Origin of the sequence: Sphingorhabdus sp. YGSMI21 (assembly GCF_002776575.1) — a bacterium.
Classification (GTDB): domain Bacteria; phylum Pseudomonadota; class Alphaproteobacteria; order Sphingomonadales; family Sphingomonadaceae; genus Parasphingorhabdus.
This window is the reverse complement of sequence record NZ_CP022548.1, coordinates 3,375,660-3,391,509: the sequence shown is the minus strand read 5'-3', so window position 1 is coordinate 3,391,509 and position 15,850 is coordinate 3,375,660. Positions and strand designations below refer to the sequence as shown.

Annotated in this window: 14 protein-coding genes and 1 tRNA gene; 10 read left to right on the top strand and 5 right to left on the bottom strand. The window is 56.4% G+C overall.

All coding sequences use genetic code 11. The annotated features are described in order from the left end of the window. The first annotated feature begins 62 nt into the window (after positions 1–62). Positions 63–581, top strand: a complete 519-nt coding sequence (locus CHN51_RS16255; RefSeq protein WP_240616778.1) for a 2'-5' RNA ligase family protein — start codon at positions 63–65, stop codon at positions 579–581. Here CHN51_RS16255 and CHN51_RS16250 read toward each other — a convergent pair. Continuing rightward, positions 578–1,813 (bottom strand): FAD-dependent oxidoreductase, encoded by a 1,236-nt coding sequence (locus CHN51_RS16250; protein WP_100094950.1) that lies wholly within the window; start codon positions 1,811–1,813, stop codon positions 578–580. The two genes, CHN51_RS16255 and CHN51_RS16250, sit on opposite strands and share 4 nt — an antisense overlap. A 176-nt stretch (positions 1,814–1,989) precedes the next feature. Between CHN51_RS16250 and CHN51_RS16245 the strand changes: the two genes are divergently transcribed. The 4 genes from CHN51_RS16245 (at position 1,990) to trxB (ending at position 6,837) form a co-directional block, all read left to right on the top strand. Continuing rightward, positions 1,990–2,066, top strand: a tRNA-Met gene (locus tag CHN51_RS16245). A 507-nt stretch (positions 2,067–2,573) separates the two neighbouring features. Then, positions 2,574–3,938 carry a hypothetical protein gene (locus CHN51_RS16240; protein WP_123906338.1) on the top strand — a complete coding sequence of 455 codons (1,365 nt, stop codon included), beginning with the start codon at positions 2,574–2,576 and terminating at the stop codon, positions 3,936–3,938. Between the two features lie 224 nt (positions 3,939–4,162). Then, positions 4,163–5,575, top strand: a complete 1,413-nt coding sequence (locus CHN51_RS16235) for an SAM-dependent methyltransferase (RefSeq protein ID WP_100094948.1) — start codon at positions 4,163–4,165, stop codon at positions 5,573–5,575. Positions 5,576–5,871: 296 nt separating this feature from the next. Further along, positions 5,872–6,837, top strand: coding sequence for a thioredoxin-disulfide reductase (trxB, locus tag CHN51_RS16230; RefSeq protein ID WP_100094947.1), 966 nt, complete (start codon positions 5,872–5,874; stop codon positions 6,835–6,837). Here the strand turns inward: trxB and CHN51_RS16225 are convergent, their stop codons facing one another. The 4 genes from CHN51_RS16225 to CHN51_RS16210 all read right to left on the bottom strand — a co-directional run bounded on the left by CHN51_RS16225 (position 6,838) and on the right by CHN51_RS16210 (position 9,715). Beyond that, the gene (locus tag CHN51_RS16225) at positions 6,838–7,659 is read right to left on the bottom strand and encodes a hydrolase 1, exosortase A system-associated (protein ID WP_100094946.1); all 822 of its coding nucleotides are present in this window, start codon (positions 7,657–7,659) and stop codon (positions 6,838–6,840) included. Beyond that, entirely contained in the window at positions 7,656–8,237 is a 582-nt protein-coding gene (locus CHN51_RS16220; protein WP_123906337.1) for a hypothetical protein, read from the bottom strand. Before CHN51_RS16220 ends, CHN51_RS16225 begins: the two co-directional genes overlap by 4 nt. Positions 8,238–8,359: 122 nt before the next feature. Beyond that, complete coding sequence (locus CHN51_RS16215) at positions 8,360–8,632, bottom strand: acyl carrier protein (RefSeq protein WP_100094944.1); 273 nt, start codon at positions 8,630–8,632, stop codon at positions 8,360–8,362. A gap of 33 nt (positions 8,633–8,665) precedes the next feature. Continuing rightward, entirely contained in the window at positions 8,666–9,715 is a 1,050-nt protein-coding gene (locus tag CHN51_RS16210) for a GNAT family N-acetyltransferase (RefSeq protein WP_164089248.1), read from the bottom strand. 30 nt (positions 9,716–9,745) lie between these two features. On the opposite strand from CHN51_RS16210, the gene CHN51_RS16205 reads away from it, so the two are divergent. From CHN51_RS16205 to CHN51_RS16185, 5 genes are all read left to right on the top strand, one after another. Further along, positions 9,746–11,287, top strand: a complete 1,542-nt coding sequence (locus CHN51_RS16205; RefSeq protein ID WP_100094942.1) for an acyl-CoA ligase (AMP-forming), exosortase A system-associated — start codon at positions 9,746–9,748, stop codon at positions 11,285–11,287. Beyond that, positions 11,284–12,519, top strand: a complete 1,236-nt coding sequence (locus tag CHN51_RS16200; RefSeq protein WP_100094941.1) for a pyridoxal-dependent decarboxylase, exosortase A system-associated — start codon at positions 11,284–11,286, stop codon at positions 12,517–12,519. The genes CHN51_RS16205 and CHN51_RS16200 overlap by 4 nt, the downstream gene beginning before the upstream one ends. 185 nt (positions 12,520–12,704) lie before the next feature. Continuing rightward, entirely contained in the window at positions 12,705–13,349 is a 645-nt protein-coding gene (locus CHN51_RS16195) for an XrtA/PEP-CTERM system exopolysaccharide export protein (protein ID WP_089134692.1), read from the top strand. A gap of 39 nt (positions 13,350–13,388) precedes the next feature. Next, positions 13,389–14,921, top strand: coding sequence for an XrtA system polysaccharide chain length determinant (locus tag CHN51_RS16190; RefSeq protein WP_100094940.1), 1,533 nt, complete (start codon positions 13,389–13,391; stop codon positions 14,919–14,921). Positions 14,922–14,931: 10 nt separating this feature from the next. Further along, positions 14,932–15,849 carry an AAA family ATPase gene (locus CHN51_RS16185; RefSeq protein WP_100094939.1) on the top strand — a complete coding sequence of 306 codons (918 nt, stop codon included), beginning with the start codon at positions 14,932–14,934 and terminating at the stop codon, positions 15,847–15,849. Position 15,850 lies beyond the last annotated feature (1 nt).

The window sequence follows — 15,850 nt, the reverse complement described above, 5'->3', positions numbered from 1 at the left end:
CGAGAAAATGAACCGCGAGCTAGAAATTGCTCGCGGTTTTGCATTGTGCGATAGAAGGATTCATGGAGCGTCTGAACAAACCCATCATCATGACGGCGCAACTGGGCAAGGCCGATTTTGCTTGGGCCAATGGCCTGCGCCAGCGCTATTTTCCGCCCGAGCGGAACGTGATTGACGCGCATATCACCTTGTTTCACCATTTGCCGCCACAGGCACTGGACGAAGTAAAAGCGGCCATCATCGGGCTGACGAGCAGCCTGCCGACACCGGAAGCGCATCTGTCGGGTTTGATCCATCTTGGACATGGTGTGGCCTATCGGCTGCATGCACCGGACCTGCTGGCCTTGCGGATGGAACTGGCGGAACGCTTTGCCGGCCTGCTGGTGGCGCAGGATCAGCAAACACCCCGGCTGCATATCACCATTCAGAACAAGGTCAGTGCGCGGGAGTCCAAAAGCCTGTTTAACCAGCTGTCAGCCGGGTTTGAACCAAGGCGCTTTTCGATTCACGGAATCGGGCTGCATTATTATCTGGATGGTCCGTGGCAGACGATCCGCACGTGGCCTTTCAGAGGAAGCTAGTAGACGCCGACTTCCTTGATCGGAACCTCCGTATTGGCCAGTTCGCCCTTGTCGAGATTCAGTCCCTCGACAACCGCCTTGCGGCCCTGCACATAATCTTTGGTTGCGTTCACGCAATCAAGCGCCACGACCTTTCCGTCGCGGTAATAGATTACCGAAAAACTGCGTGAATCCGGATCGCCGCGGACGACATAGCTGTCGTGACCGGTCGAGAGGCCGACGGTCTGCAAGCGGAGGTCATATTGGTTCGACCAGAACCAGGGCACAGCGTCATATTCGGTTTCTTCGCCAAGAATGTCGAGCGCGGCCACTTTCGCCTGGTCATTCGCGTTCTGGACCGATTCCAGACGGATCATCGCGCCATCGGCAAAGGCATTGCTGTGCGCGGCACAATCGCCGATCGCATAGACGTCTTCCAGACTGGTGCGGCAATGCTGGTCAACGTCGACGCCATTGCCGGTGGCGGCGCCTGCAGCGACGAGTGGGCCGGTTTCCGGAATGATGCCGATGCCGACGACAAACATGTCTGCTTCTAGCTTCCTGCCGTCGGTGAGCGTTACCGCGGTTGCGATACCATCCTCTCCGGTTTCGAATCCGGCGACGGTGGCCTCTAGCTCTATGGTGACACCCTGTCTGCGATGCTCTGCCTCGAAAAAGCGGGACAGCGTTTCGCCAGCCACACGCGACAGGACGCGGTCGAGCGATTCGACGACGGTGATCTGCTTGCCCAATTTCGTCAACACGGCTGCGGCTTCCAGGCCAATATAGCCACCGCCTATAACCACGACTTTCTTGACGGTCGGCAAGGCAGCCATGATCTTGTCGACATCGGCGCGAGACCGCACGGCATGGATATTGCGCGCCTGGCTGCCGGGGCAATCGAGCATGCGCGGAGAACCGCCGGTTGCCCAGATCAGCTTGCCGTAGCCGATTTCGTCGTCGGACGCCAAGGTCACCTTCTTGCCAAGCGGATCGAGTTTGGACACCCGTCGTCCGGTGAGCAAATCGATCTCGCGCTCGACCCAGAAGCTCTCGGGGCGCAGCAAAATCCGCTCGAACGGCTTGTCGCCCGCAAGATATTCCTTGGATAGCGGGGGCCGTTCATAAGGTGGATATTTCTCGTTTCCGACGAGGCCGATCGAGCCTTCAAACTTCTTCTGGCGCAACGCGATGGCCGCTTGCGCGCCCGCATGGCCAGCGCCAACAATCAATATGTCATAAAATGCGTTCATATCTGCCCCTTGGTGCCACATATCGGCTTGAAAAGCGCTGTTAGCGCGGATCGTATTGGCCGTGCAAGTTTTAGCTTATTTCTCGCTTCAGCTTGTTGACCAGACCGAAGGCTATGACTATAGCGCCGCCGTCCAGAGAGAGTTTTGTCGTGATCACGCGATCGACAGAACCGGTTGGCGGAGTAGCTCAGGTGGTTAGAGCAGTGGAATCATAATCCATGTGTCGGGGGTTCGAGTCCCTCCTCCGCTACCAGAATATGGCCGAAAGTCTGCGGAACGAAGCGACTTTTCCTCAGTTTTATAGCCGGATTTGTAAGTATCTCGCGCCGATCCGGATCGTGAAATATTCTTTCGAGGGAAAGATGGGCGGTTCAGATGCCGGTTACGGCATGGAATCGTTTCTCCATGCTTCTAGAATCAGCAGCAGCCCACCACCTGACTGTATGAACAGCTGGTCGCCACATCGGTTCCGAAATATTCCAGCCCTCATGTGGCATTGATCACAGATTTTCTCCGGCGTCCCGATAAGGCAATCGGGTGACTTCGTATCGGCGGGCGATTTTCCCTCTGATTGCAGATGCACGGAGGGTTGATCAGACCATATGGTCTGGCCAATTTCTGTCCGTTTTTCAAGATCATGTCAGACGGACCTGACTATCCAGGGCGATTGTGAAAAATTCAACTAAGTTGGATTTGGTCGGATATTTGAGTTAGGGCAGGGTCTTCGGGCTTGTCTCGGGGCATGAAACAGGAGGAATATTTGGGTAAGGTTCAAGCAGCGCTTTCTGTCACGGCCGTCGGATATATGGGGGCCTTTGTGATCGGAGCGTTCGTTCTGGCTCCCGGTGCGGTCGAAGCGAGTGTCGGCATTGCATCCCATAGCGGCATCGCATGTGCCGACTGTCATCCCGATCCGTCCGACCCCGCGAACAGGCTATTCACCGGCCTCGACAGGGCTCATGGCGAATGTCTCTACAATCCCCAGCCGGGCGGTTCGAACTGCAATAGTCAGGCATTGACCGGGCAGAACCAGGGTGTAGCGCCATCGCTGCAGTCGACTTATCTTGCCAGCTCGTCTTACGGAAGCCTGCAATCGACCGGTGATTCTCCGATATCCCAAGCCGAGCGGGAACCGGGCACTGAAACCGGTCCGGAAAGCCCGGAGGCGCAAGCTCTCGCAGACAAAGCCTATGTTCCGCCGGCGCATGTGGAGCCGCCTTTGCCCGAATTGCCGCCACTCCCGCAATTGTTGCAGCGCGATTATCCCGATTGTCGCGAAGACCATCTGCATTTGCCAGATCCTCACGACAAGGCGAAGAATATCAATGAATGTACAACCGCGCTGGACAATTATTACAGTGGCGTGCTGACCGAATATCGTGAGCGCATGAACCGATATCAGGACGAGTTGTCCCGGATCTACACCGAGAAAGTCGCCGGGAGGATGGAATATTCTGCGGCCAGCAGAGATCGTTTCTACAAGGACATGATGCAGGAACATGCGAATTCGGATCCGGATGGCGCCAATATGGCTGTCTACCGGGCGGCGGAGCAGCTTTATCAAGCAGACCGGAATTATCTCAGCGACCGCTATTGCTACAATACCGGCTGCGGTGGCTATCCCGTGCCGGAAAATTATGGCTATACCTATGTGGCAGAGAGCCTTGCCGAAATGGAAAAGCCGAAGAAAATCAAGGCGAAAGCCGCAGAGGACAAGAGCTGCAAGAAGTCAAGAGGGCGCGGCCGTCTCCTCGGTGGCATTTTCGGCAGCGTGGTCGGTTCTGTTGCCGGACTTGACGATGTCGGGACCCTGATCGCCGGTGCGGTCGGCGCTGTGCTTGTCGGCGAAATTGCCTGTAAACTGGATCAGAAAGAACAGGAAAAAGCAGCGGAGGCGACTTTTGCTGTTGTCGAGCAGGAGGAAGTGGGAGCGGTCGCAAACTGGACAAGTCCGACCCGGGGCGGTGTATCAGGATCGTCGACTGTAACGGCCCTCAATACCGAACCCGACGGCCGCAAATGCCTGACGATTACCGATGTTGCGATTATCGATGGCGAAGAAACACGCATCTCAAAACAGATGTGCCGCGAAGCCGGTCAATCGAAATATGCGATCATGGCCTGAACATTTGATCCATGTTCCATTTGGGAGCTTCGCACTCGCATACGATTTGGAGATCGCCAGTCATATATCTCCGAAAAGAGCCGAAATTGCCTTGTAACTCTCCATGCTCTGACTTGTGCCGGATCATTGTTGGTTGCCATAAGCAGTTGTCATGTGGGCTAATCGCGTCTTACTTGTCCGTTCGAGCGAGTTGGATATGACTGGAAAACCGGAAATATTATATAATGACGGCAAAGGTTCCTGAAAGTACAGCTGACGGCGCAATATGCGTCCTCAACCCGGCGTTTTTATGGTTGCGCCATGACGAGGAATCCGTCGGATTTTTTCAAACATCATTGCAATCAGTACCGGTTCGAAGATTCAGTCGCCGGGAAACCGAGATATTGGATTGTTTGGCAACCGGGATGGTCCAGAACGAAATCGTGGAGAAGCTCGATATAACGCCTTCCGAGCTGGCAAAGTTTCTGGAAAGTCTGAACTTTTGGGGAAAAGATGTGGTGCGCTGGCGACATCCGGCGGGATCGCAGGCCGCGATGCACCAAAAGAGATTGCGCCAAGCTGCCAGGTTACGCGATATGGCGACGGCGATGACGGCAACAGTCGATGCCAATGATATATTTCACAAAACGCGTTTGACTGAAGGCAATCGGCAATTTGACCAGATTGAAACTACTATCTCGCATATGTTTCGCGAACCGCATATTGCACTCGATAACAGGAGCTATGGTGAGGCGTTTTGCGACTGGCTAGTCGCAAACGGTCGGTTAAAATCGCCCTGCAGGGTCATCGAGATTGGTTGTGGTCTGGGCTTTTTCGCCAATGCGATAATGGACCGTCTGCAGATGAGATATCCTGATCTTTACGAAGGCCTGTCCTATACGCTGTTCGATCTGTCTCCAGAGTTACAGTCGGCGCAAAAATCCAATTGTGGCGGCCATGTTGAGAAAACCCACTTTGTTTCGGGCAATATTGAAAGCCATGACTTCGGTGATCAGCAATTTGATCTTGTGCTGTCTAACGAAGTGATTGCCGATCTGAACGTCGCCACGGTATCGCTCGACAATGTTCAACGGGGCAGCCCCCAGACCGATGCGGAGACTGTGGTGCACCGCTATCGACTGAACTGCGTTCCCATTACCCAAGGGAACAAGAAGATGGCAGTGATCAATTTTGGCGCCATTAAAATGCTGGAAAACATCGCCAAATGCCTGGCCAAGAACGGATATGCGGTCGTTACCGAATATGGTACGCGCAAGCGATCTCCCAAAGCCGTCAAATTGACCAACCATTACGAATATACGATCCATTTCGGACAGCTGGAGCAGGTTAGCCAACATCTGGGTTTCCAGTCCGATCACGGGACGATGGGGGATGTCATCGGATTTTCGGCGAATTGCGAAACCATTCATATGAAAACATTGCGAACGCTTTCGACATGTCTGATACCTTATCTCGGTCGGGAAGCTCTGCCAGTCCTGGCTTACACGCCGGCTTCCTTGGAAGCGGCTCTGGGGGATATAATCGCCAGAATAGGTAACCTTCGGTTTTTGCGTCTGGACGATCGGGCTTCGTTTTCGCCCTTTCGTTTTGAATTGCTGTCGCTGTCGAGCGGCAGCGCGAATACAAGAATTGCTTGATGCGGTGGGCCTTGTCTGTGTCGTAAGTTTGCGCGACCGGCATAAGGGAAGGGAGCCGCTGCAGGCCGTCAACATGAATGATGCGAGTGCCGTTCCATATCGCTGCGGCCACTCTCTTGGCCGCCGGACGGCAGAGCCGATGCCTGGGGATGCAAGCCGCTAATCAGTAAAAGGCCAAATCGCGCTATCACCCGTCAAAATTATTCTTCGCCGGTTTTGACGGTGATAGGTCTTGCCTACCGGCGCTGCGCATCCCTATTTGCAGATAACAGAATCAACATCGTCAGGAATGGAACATGGCCGAAACGCATCGCACGAAAATGCTTATCCTCGGATCGGGACCTGCCGGATTGTCGGCCGCCATCTATGGTGCCCGGGCCGGGCTGGAGCCGATCGTGGTTCAGGGCCTGCAACCGGGCGGCCAGCTGACGATAACAACCGATGTCGAAAATTACCCCGGATTTCGTGATGTCATCCAGGGGCCGTGGTTGATGGAAGAAATGCAGGCGCAGGCGGAAAAAGTCGGTACCCGGTTCATCTTTGACACGATTGTTGATGTCGATTTTTCCCAGCGGCCCTTCCGGATGACCGGCGATGGCGGTGATATCTACGAAGGCGATACACTGGTGATAGCGACTGGTGCGCAGGCCAAGTGGCTGGGGCTTCCGGGCGAAGAGGAATTGTCGGGCAAGGGCGTTTCTGCTTGTGCAACCTGCGACGGATTTTTCTATCGCGGCAAGAAGGTGGCGGTGATCGGCGGCGGCAATACTGCGGTCGAGGAAGCGCTTTACATGACCAATCACAGTGATGACGTTACGCTGATCCACCGCCGCGACAGCCTGCGGGCGGAAAAGATCCTGCAGGACCGGCTGTTCGCCAATCCCAAGATTTCGGTGCTTTGGAATACGAATGTCGAACGTTTTGTAGGCGGCGGCGAGCCGGTCGGACTGGTCGGTCTCGATCTGGTCGATACGCAGACTGGCGAGAAGAGCCATCTTGCGCTGGACGGTGCGTTCGTTGCTATCGGACACGCGCCGGCGACTGAGATTTTCAAGGGCCATCTTGACCTGATCGACGGCGGCTATATCCAGGTGGAACCGGGTACGCCGAAAACCAAGATCCCGGGCCTGTTCGCCTGTGGGGATGTCATGGACCATGTCTATCGCCAGGCTGTGACTGCCGCCGGCACCGGCTGTATGGCGGCGCTCGATGCAGAGCGCTTTCTGGCGGAACAGGAATTTGAACTGATCGCCGCCGAATAGTCAGGCGGCGCGCAGCGCCTCCAGCAGTTTTTCGGTAAGCCAGTCTCTGGCCGCTTCATCGGCAAAGCTATGCGATGCGCTGTCGAGGGTTTCGAGGGTGATCGCCGATTTTTCTCTCGTTTGTGCAAAGTCGGCGCTGTTCCAGGCGGCGAGAAACGCTCGGGCAGTGGTATCGCGCTTAGCCAGCAGAATTAGTGTATTCGCTTCCAAGGCGGAGAGCGCGTCGCGCAAGCGCAAGGAAAGCGCGCTATTTTCTTCCGTTCGGGAGGCCTGTTTAAGACCTTTGAGCAATTTTCTGAAATCGATCTTTCCGGATAGGAGGTCGATGATCGTCTTCGGGTTTTTAATCCGGTCCCAATAGCGGGCACGGATCGCGCCAGCCGACATTGTCGGTTCTGCCTTATTCGGTTCATTGCCTGCTTCAATAACCCACAGATTAGCCAATATGTAGCCGTCGACCCCCGCATCTGGTCCGAACAGAGCCAGAGCGGTCGCCGCATCGCAATTCCCGAAGGCGAGGACCGATTTTACGTGCGGCTGCGTCTGCCGAAGATATTGGACCGCTGCTGCGATTTCTGCAGCGCTACCGCGAAAGCCTTGGTTGTCGCCACTGCTTTCACCAATGCCGCGACGGTCGTAGCGCAGCACCGGGAAACCTTGTTTTGCAATGCGCAACGCCAATGCTGCCATCCCGCTATGGGCGCCCGAGCGAATTTCATTACCGCCACTAACAATTAGCAACGCGGTCGTGCTCGTTCCGCTATCCAGCGTAGCTGCGAGGGAATCACTCTCACAGGCGATCTGGTGAAAACTCCGCGTCATTGGCCTATCCATGCGGCAATATCCTGAGCGATGGCGGAGGACATGGCCAGATTATCGTCAGGTTCGGCGCGAAGCCACAGGGCAGCGCCCGGGATTTGAACGTCGCCCGGTTTATTCTCAGATTCGAGGCGGACGATCCGCTGATTGTTCATTGTTGGTATTTCAGCCGCATTCAACTGCGCGAACAGATCGGAGCCGATGAGATTGCCAGCCAGCTCTAGCGATCCGGTCCTGGCCTGCTCGGCCAGTTCGGCGAGGCTTGTGCTCAGTCCAGACTCGCGATCGGCCGCGACCCTGGTCCGCATCATGGTCCGCAAGAGGGTCGCGCCTTTTGCCGGGCTGAAAATCCAGTGGTTGGCGCTTTGCAGATCCGCAACAGCCAAGACGCCGCCCCGGAAGGAAGCGATATGCGAAATCTGATGCTGTAGAGCGCAGGTCTTCAGGGCTTTTTGCCAGTCAGATAGCGTGGCCTGTTCCAGTGGCAGCAGGCTTTCGTTGGTGCCAGGAAGATCAGGCAGGAAGCTTGCGATTTCAAGGGCTTCGAGCGAGCGCATGACATCAACCAGCATCTTGCGCATGCGGTTCATCTCGTCGAACAGCGGTGGAACGAGCATGACCCGGCCTGCAGACCCGTCTGCGAGGGACAAACATAATTCTTTGCGATCCGCAAATTCGTAAGAGACGAATGCGGGGATGAGCGTCACTCGGTGACTTTCATCTCGGCAAAGGCGACCAGATTGCCGAAAGTCTCGAACAGTTCGCCATCGACTTCATCATCGTCGATCATGATGTCCAGACGATCTTCCAGTTCGGTGAGCAGCCCGGCAACGGCCATGCTGTCGAGTTCGGGGAGGGCGCCAAAAAGCTCTGTTTCCGCCGTGAATTCCGCGACCTGCTCTTCGCTCAGTCCCAAAATATCACGCATCACTGCACGCACGGCGGCTTCCGGCGTCAACTCGACCTTATTCTGCATTAATACCCCCGAATCTCGGATAACGGCGCTTCCCTAAAGCGGTGAGCGCTTTCCGGCAAGGCCCGACGCAAAGTGCCTCAAAATTGGTAGCCAGGACATGGGATTGTTCGGCCAGTAGAATTCGAGCCGGTAGCGGTCCCGCACATCCTCCATCCACTCGCGCTTGTAGCCGTCGTTACCGGTGCCGAAGTCGATCAGATCGACATTATCGATATCGATCGCATGCTGGAACATGGCAACGGACAGCAATGTTCCAGGAGACGTCTTGGTGGCATCCTCGACATGCGCCAACTTGTGGATTAGCGCCTCGCCATTTTCCACCGTCCAGAATTGCGCGGCCACCGGTTCTCCGTCGATATAGGCGAGCCCGAGGCGCATGCATCCGGCGGCCGCCTCGTGCCGCGCCAGATTTCTCAGAAAATCCGGATTGCCTTCCTCGGGCTTCCAGCTGCGCTGGTAGACCGAGACATAATCATCCCAGTCCTCTTCGGAGAACCGGGTTTCGATCCGGATCGACACGAGATTTTTTTTCGCCTTGCGGCGTACCGTATTGCGCAACTGGCCGGGACGATCGGCCCAATATTGGTCGAAGGTGCGGCCCCTGACGTTCAATATATGATTGTCATCGGCCTTCGACCGGAACACGATCCAGCCGGCTTGCTCGAAAGCGCGTTCGGTCAGGCTGGCAGCGGAATCTTCATCGGGAACCGGTGTGATCTCAATATGATGGGAGCTGGACTTGAGCTGCTTAGCCAGTTTCGCGAGCAGCGCCAATTTGGTCACTTCGTCATAATCGCCGAGAAAGATCGGGCGATAGGTGAAGTTATACCAGTTGGCGAGGGCGCCATGGCGTCGAAATCCGGTTTTCATCAGGAACATCCATGCTTCCGCATCGCCTTCCTGGCTATGGACGATCAGCGGGGACTTGTCTGGCAGGCACAGTTCATGAAGCGGTTTCAGCCATTCGATCCGATCGAACAGTGATTTCTGGACCGACCGGCCCAGTTTTTCTCCGGCAATGGCTTGCACGGACTGAAAATTGCTATGATATTCACTGGTCATGGCTAAGGTCGTATCTGTCACAAATCTGCTCTTTTTCCCATAGGTCAAAAATTGAACATCACTCCCGAAACCGCCGCATTCCCGCTGGACCATCTCGCGATAGGCAAGGATCCGGATGCAAGCGCCCTCGTGACGCGTTCGGGGTCTCTTAGCTACAAGATGTTAAATCATCGTGTCGGCGTGCTGGCGGCATGGCTGCACGGGCAGGGCTTGGCCAAGGGGGATAGGGTCGCGACATGGCTCTCGAAGACCGAACTGGCCTGTCTCATGCCGCTGGCGGCGGCCCGGGCCGGCCTGGTCCATGTGCCGGTCAATCCTTTGCTAAAATCAGCTCAAGTTGTTCATATCGTCTCAGATAGTGGTGCCAAGTTGTTGATTAGCAACGCCGGACGGATCAAAACTCTGGGAGACAATGGCGAGGAAGGTTGCCGTATATTTGAGGACAAACTTGTCGAGGGCGCGCTGGAGTCGATTGCGGATCCAATGGCTGCGAGCGCGGCAACGACCGATATCAATGATCTGGTTGCGATATTGTACACCAGCGGATCCACCGGACGCCCAAAAGGCGTGATGCTCAGCCACGCCAATTTGACGCTGGGAGCGCTGAGTGTCGCTGAATATCTCGAGCTTTCATCGGATGATCGTACGATATGCGTCCTCCCGCTCAGTTTTGACTATGGCCAGAACCAGCTGCTGTCGACCTGGTCGGCGGGTGGTTGCGCGGTTCCGCTGGACTATCTCACGCCACGTGACGTCATGAAGGCATGTGCACGCGAACAGATCACGACCCTGGCCGCCGTTCCACCGCTCTGGGTGCAACTGGTGGAGCATGAATGGCCGGAAGAAGCGGTTGCCTCGATGCGACGTTTGACGAATAGCGGTGGTGCGCTGACTCCGACTTTGGTCAAACAATTGCGGGGAATATTCGGTTCCGGAACCGATATCTATGCGATGTACGGCCTGACCGAGGCGTTCCGGTCGACCTATCTTGATCCCGCTCTGATCGATGACAACCCGACCAGCATGGGGACCGCCATCCCTTATGCTGAAATATTGGTGGTTGATGAAACGGGGGCCGTCGCCGGGCCGGATCAACCCGGAGAACTGGTTCATTGCGGGCCGCTCGTTGCGCAGGGTTACTGGAATGATCCCGTGCGGACCGCGCAGAGATTTAAAAGTGCCCCGGACGCATCAAAATATGCTGGAACCGCTGTTTTCTCCGGCGACACGGTGAAGCGCGGAGATGACGGTCTGCTCTATTTCGTCGGTCGGGACGATGCGATGATCAAAAGTTCAGGCAACCGGATCAGTCCGACGGAAATTGAGGAAATAGCGGTGGAGTCGGGGATGGTGGCGGAAGCGGTTGCCCTGGGCGTTCCTGATGAAAGACTGGGCCATGCTATCCGTCTGTTTGTCCGACCGACTGAACAAGAGACGGAAGCTTCCGCAGTTGCGGAACAGCTGGCAAAATATCTCAAGCAGAATTTACCGAATTTTATGCACCCCCGGGATATCATCCTGCTTTCTGAATTTCCCAAGAACCCCAATGGAAAGCTGGACCGCAACGCATTGGCCAGCATGGATATCGAATGATCAAGACCAAGGCCACCGGCCCGATCCCCTCCGGTTTTCACGCCCTTGACGGCGAACTGGCCCTCGGTGGCCAGCGAGCCGGTGCGCTGGTCGCGGAACATGGTTCGCCGCTTTTTGTCTATTCCCGAAGCCGGCTCGACGACCGAATGATGCAATTGCGGGCGGCGATGCCCGACCGCCTGGATCTGCATTATGCGATGAAGGCCAATCCCTTTCCACCGTTGCTGCGCCATATGGTCGGCCTGGCCGACGGCATCGATATCGCTTCCGGTGGGGAATTGCAGATGGCGCTGGCAGCGGGCGCGGCACCGGACCATGTCAGCTTCGCCGGACCGGGCAAGCGCGACGAGGAACTCCAGCAGGCAATCCAGGCCGGTGTGACGATCAATATTGAATCGCCGGGCGAATGCGATCGGGCACTGAAAATCGGTGCCGCGCTGGAGAAACAGCCGCGGCTGGCGATCCGGGTCAATCCGGACTTCGATCTCAAGGGCTCGGGGATGAAAATGGGCGGCGGCGCCAAGCCGTTCGGGATGGATATCGAGCTGGTCGCGCCGGTCGTAAAACAGATTCTGGAAGCCGGTGCGGAGTGGCGCGGCTTTCATATTTTTGCCGGCTCGCAGGCGCTCAGCGCGGACGCGATTATCGAAACACAGGCGCAAACGCTGGACCTCGCGGGTCGGCTGGCAATCGAAATCGGCGAGGCGCCGGCCCATGTCAATCTCGGTGGCGGTTTTGGTATTCCCTATTTCCCGGGAGACGAACCACTGGACATCGGCAAGGTTGGCAACGCCTTGTCGGATCAGCTCACCCGGCTACCGAGCATATTGTCATCGACACAATTTGCCATTGAACTCGGCCGCTATCTGGTCGGCGAGGCGGGTGTCTATCTGACACGGATAATCGATCGCAAGCAGAGCCAGGGGCAGACCTTTCTGGTAACCGACGGCGGCCTGCATCACCAGCTCGCCGCCAGCGGCAATTTCGGGACGGTGGTAAGACGCAACTATCCCGCTGCGATCGCCAGCAAATTTTCTGAGGAACCGACCGAAACAGTCTCGATCGTTGGCTGTCTCTGCACCCCCCTTGACCGGCTCAGCGACAATGCGGCCATGCCCGAAGCAACGGTCGGTGACATCGTGGCAGTTTTCTGTGCCGGAGCATATGGTGCCTCGGCAAGTCCGGCCAATTTTCTGGGCCAGGGACCTGCCACGGAGCTGCTCGTCGACTAGCTTTCGGAGCTGTGGGCTACCGCCTGAATATCGCCGTCGTTAATCGGAAATTCAGCTAATCCTAACGCTATATTCACTATTATCCAGCATAGCCATCTCGTGACTTTGCGCGAATTGCCCGTTTCCCCCCGGAAACTGGCCATTTGCCAGTTGGTTTATACGAGGTGGAAAAAATGCGTTCTGCGATTAAAAACAATCATTTGGCGAGGTTGATGGTCGGTGCCGGCATGGCGTCGCTCGCCGTCGCCGGTTGTTCCGGCAATTCCAGCGGACCGCAATTGCCGCCGGCATCCTTTGTCTCGATGCAGGAAGGGCCCGGAGAGGAATATGTTATCGGTCCGCTCGACGAACTGACGATATTCGTCTGGCGCAATCCGGAACTCGGCGCCAAGGTTCAGGTCCGCCCTGATGGCCGGATCACCACGCCCCTGATCACCGATATGCCGGCCGTAGGAAAGACGCCGGCGATGCTGGCGCAGGATCTGACGCTGCAATTATCGCAATATATCAATGAACCGCTGGTTTCCGTCATCGTCAATAATTTTTCAGGTACGTTTTCCCAGCAAATTCGCGTGGTAGGCGCGACCGAAAAGCCGGCATCGATACCCTATCGCGCCAATATGACTCTGCTTGACGCGATGATCGCGGTCGGCGGCATGTCCGAATTTGCCTCCGGTAACCGCGCGCGGCTGATCCGGTTCGATCGCGGCACCGGCAAACAGCAGGAATTTGCCCTGCGCATCGACGATCTCATGAAGAAGGGTGAAACTCGCGCCAATGTAATGCTGCGGCCCGGTGATGTGATCATCATCCCGGAAAGCATGTTTTAATCTGTTTTTGGCTTCCCTGCACAGGAATTGAATAGACACATGAACGGCCTTTATGATGAATTTAAAATAGCGGTGCACAGCGTCTGGAACAGACGCTGGCTTGCACTGGCTGTGGCCTGGGGGCTTTGCCTGCTGGGCTGGCTTGTCGTCGCGCTGATCCCCAACAGCTATGAATCGCAGGCACGCATTTCTGTAGAGATGCAGTCGATTCTGTCCGACAAGGTCGGGGTGGACGCGCGCGAGCGCAAGAAGAACATGGAGCGGGTTCAGGAAACCCTCGCTTCCACGATCAATCTCGAAAAAGTCGTTCGCGGAACCGCGCTGAACCAGTCAGTGGCGACGGATCGTGAACTCGCCAACAAGGTCGAGACATTGCGCAAGAGCATCGAGATCAAGTCGGAAAAAGACAATCTGTTCGAGATTACGGCAAGATCCTCTGCCAGCAATTTTTCCGACGCGGAAAATGCCGTGCTGGCGCGTGATATTGTCCAGAAAATGATCGACATATTTGTTGAGGAAAATCTGTCGGGCGACCGGTCTGAAACGAGCCAAACAATCAAATTTCTCGACGCTCAACTCGCGCAGCGGGAAAAAGAGCTTCAGGAAGTCGAACAGAAGCGGGTCCGGTTCGAGACAGAGAATCTCGGACTATTGCCCGGTATCGGTTCGATCAGCCAGCGGATGGAAGCGGCCAGGGCGGAACTTGCGCAAATTGACTCCCAGATAAGCCAGGCATCCGGATCTCTGGCGGCGCTCAATGGCCAGCTTGCCGGCACGCCGTCGTCGATCGCGACGCCCGGAATTGGCAGCGGCGGTGCCCGTGGCCAACTCGCCCAGATGGAAGCCAATCTCGCTGGCGCTCGCGCTCGTGGCTGGACCGACAGCCATCCCGACATCATCTCCATGAAAAATGAAATCGCAGCGCTGCGCGGACAGGTTGCCAAAGAACCAGCTGGCGGTGGTGGCTATCGCACGCCCAATCCGGCCTATAGTTCGCTGCAGAGCATGCGCGCAGAACGCCAAGCCAGCCTCGCGGCGTTACAGGCGCGGAAAAATGCACTGCAGGCGGACATGGCGCAACTTGCGTCGAAACAGACACTCGAACCTGGCGTCGCTGCAGAAATGTCGCGGATTAACCGGGACCACGAGGTGCTGAAAGAGCAATATAACAAACTGCTTGCAGACCGGGAGCAGATCAAATTGCGCGGGCAGGTCGAATCCGAAACCGATTCGCTCAAGTTCCGCGTTATTGATCCGCCGTCCAGCCCACGTTCGCCCGCTGCTCCCAACCGGCCTCTGTTGCTGGCTATGGTTCTGATTGCCGGGATCGGTGGCGGGATCGGCACTGCCTTTGCGATGGGCCATGTGCAAACCAGCTATCCGACCGCAGCACGGCTGGAAAAGGCAAGCGGCCTGCCGGTCATCGGTTCGGTCTCCCAGATTCTGACCAGCGCCCAGCGCGAGATCCAGAAGAAGAAGCTTCGTATATTTTTCGGCACGAGCGGCGCTCTTTTCGGCGTGTTCGGGATGCTGATGATCGTAGAATTTATCCAGCGCGGCATGGTGGCCTGAGGGAGCAGATATGAACGAATATAATCCTCCCAAAAAGACCGGTTCGTTGCTCGAAAGGGCTGGGGAAATCTACGACTATATTCCCGCGGTCCGGACGGGCGAACAACGGGAGCTCCCGTCGAAATCCGCGCAGCCCGAGACGCTCTCCCGGCAGGTCACACCTGTTCGTCAGAGGCCGGTAGAGGCCTATGAAGGACCAACCGTCATTGTCGACCGGGACAAGTTGCGAGACGCCGGATTCATCGTTCCGGACGGCCCGGTAACCGGCATTTCCGAAGAGTTCCGGATCATAAAGCGCCAATTGCTGCTCGCCGCAAAAGGCAGCCAGAAAATGGCCCCTTTGCCGCGGGGCGAGCGGATATTGATCTGCTCGGCGCACCCGAATGAAGGCAAGACATTCTGTGCGCTGAACCTGGCGCTCTCGATCGCGGCGGAAAAAGACAATGAAGTCCTGCTGGTTGATGCGGATTTTGCAAAACCGAGCATATTGTCCAGCCTTGGTCTGGAGGGAAGCAAGGGCTTGATGGATGCGCTTGCCGACCCGCAATTGGCTGTGGAAGACTGTATCATTCATACGGATATTCCCGGGCTGGCAATCCTGCCGGCCGGTGACCAGACCAATGCCGATACCGAATATCTGGCGTCCTCACGGACCGAACAGGTGCTCAACCGCCTGACCCAGAACAATCCCAACCGCATTGTGATTTTTGACTCGCCGCCGGCCCTGTCGGCATCACCGGCCTCGGTTCTGGCCATGCATGTCGGTCAGGTACTGATGGTGGTCAAAGCCGATGAAACAACCGAAACCGCCCTGCGCGATGCGCTGAGTTTGCTGGGCGGCTGTGATCATATCCAGCTTCTCCTGAACGGCACGAAATTCTCGCCGACGGGCAGGCGCTTTGGATCCTATTATGGATATGGAGAGTAAG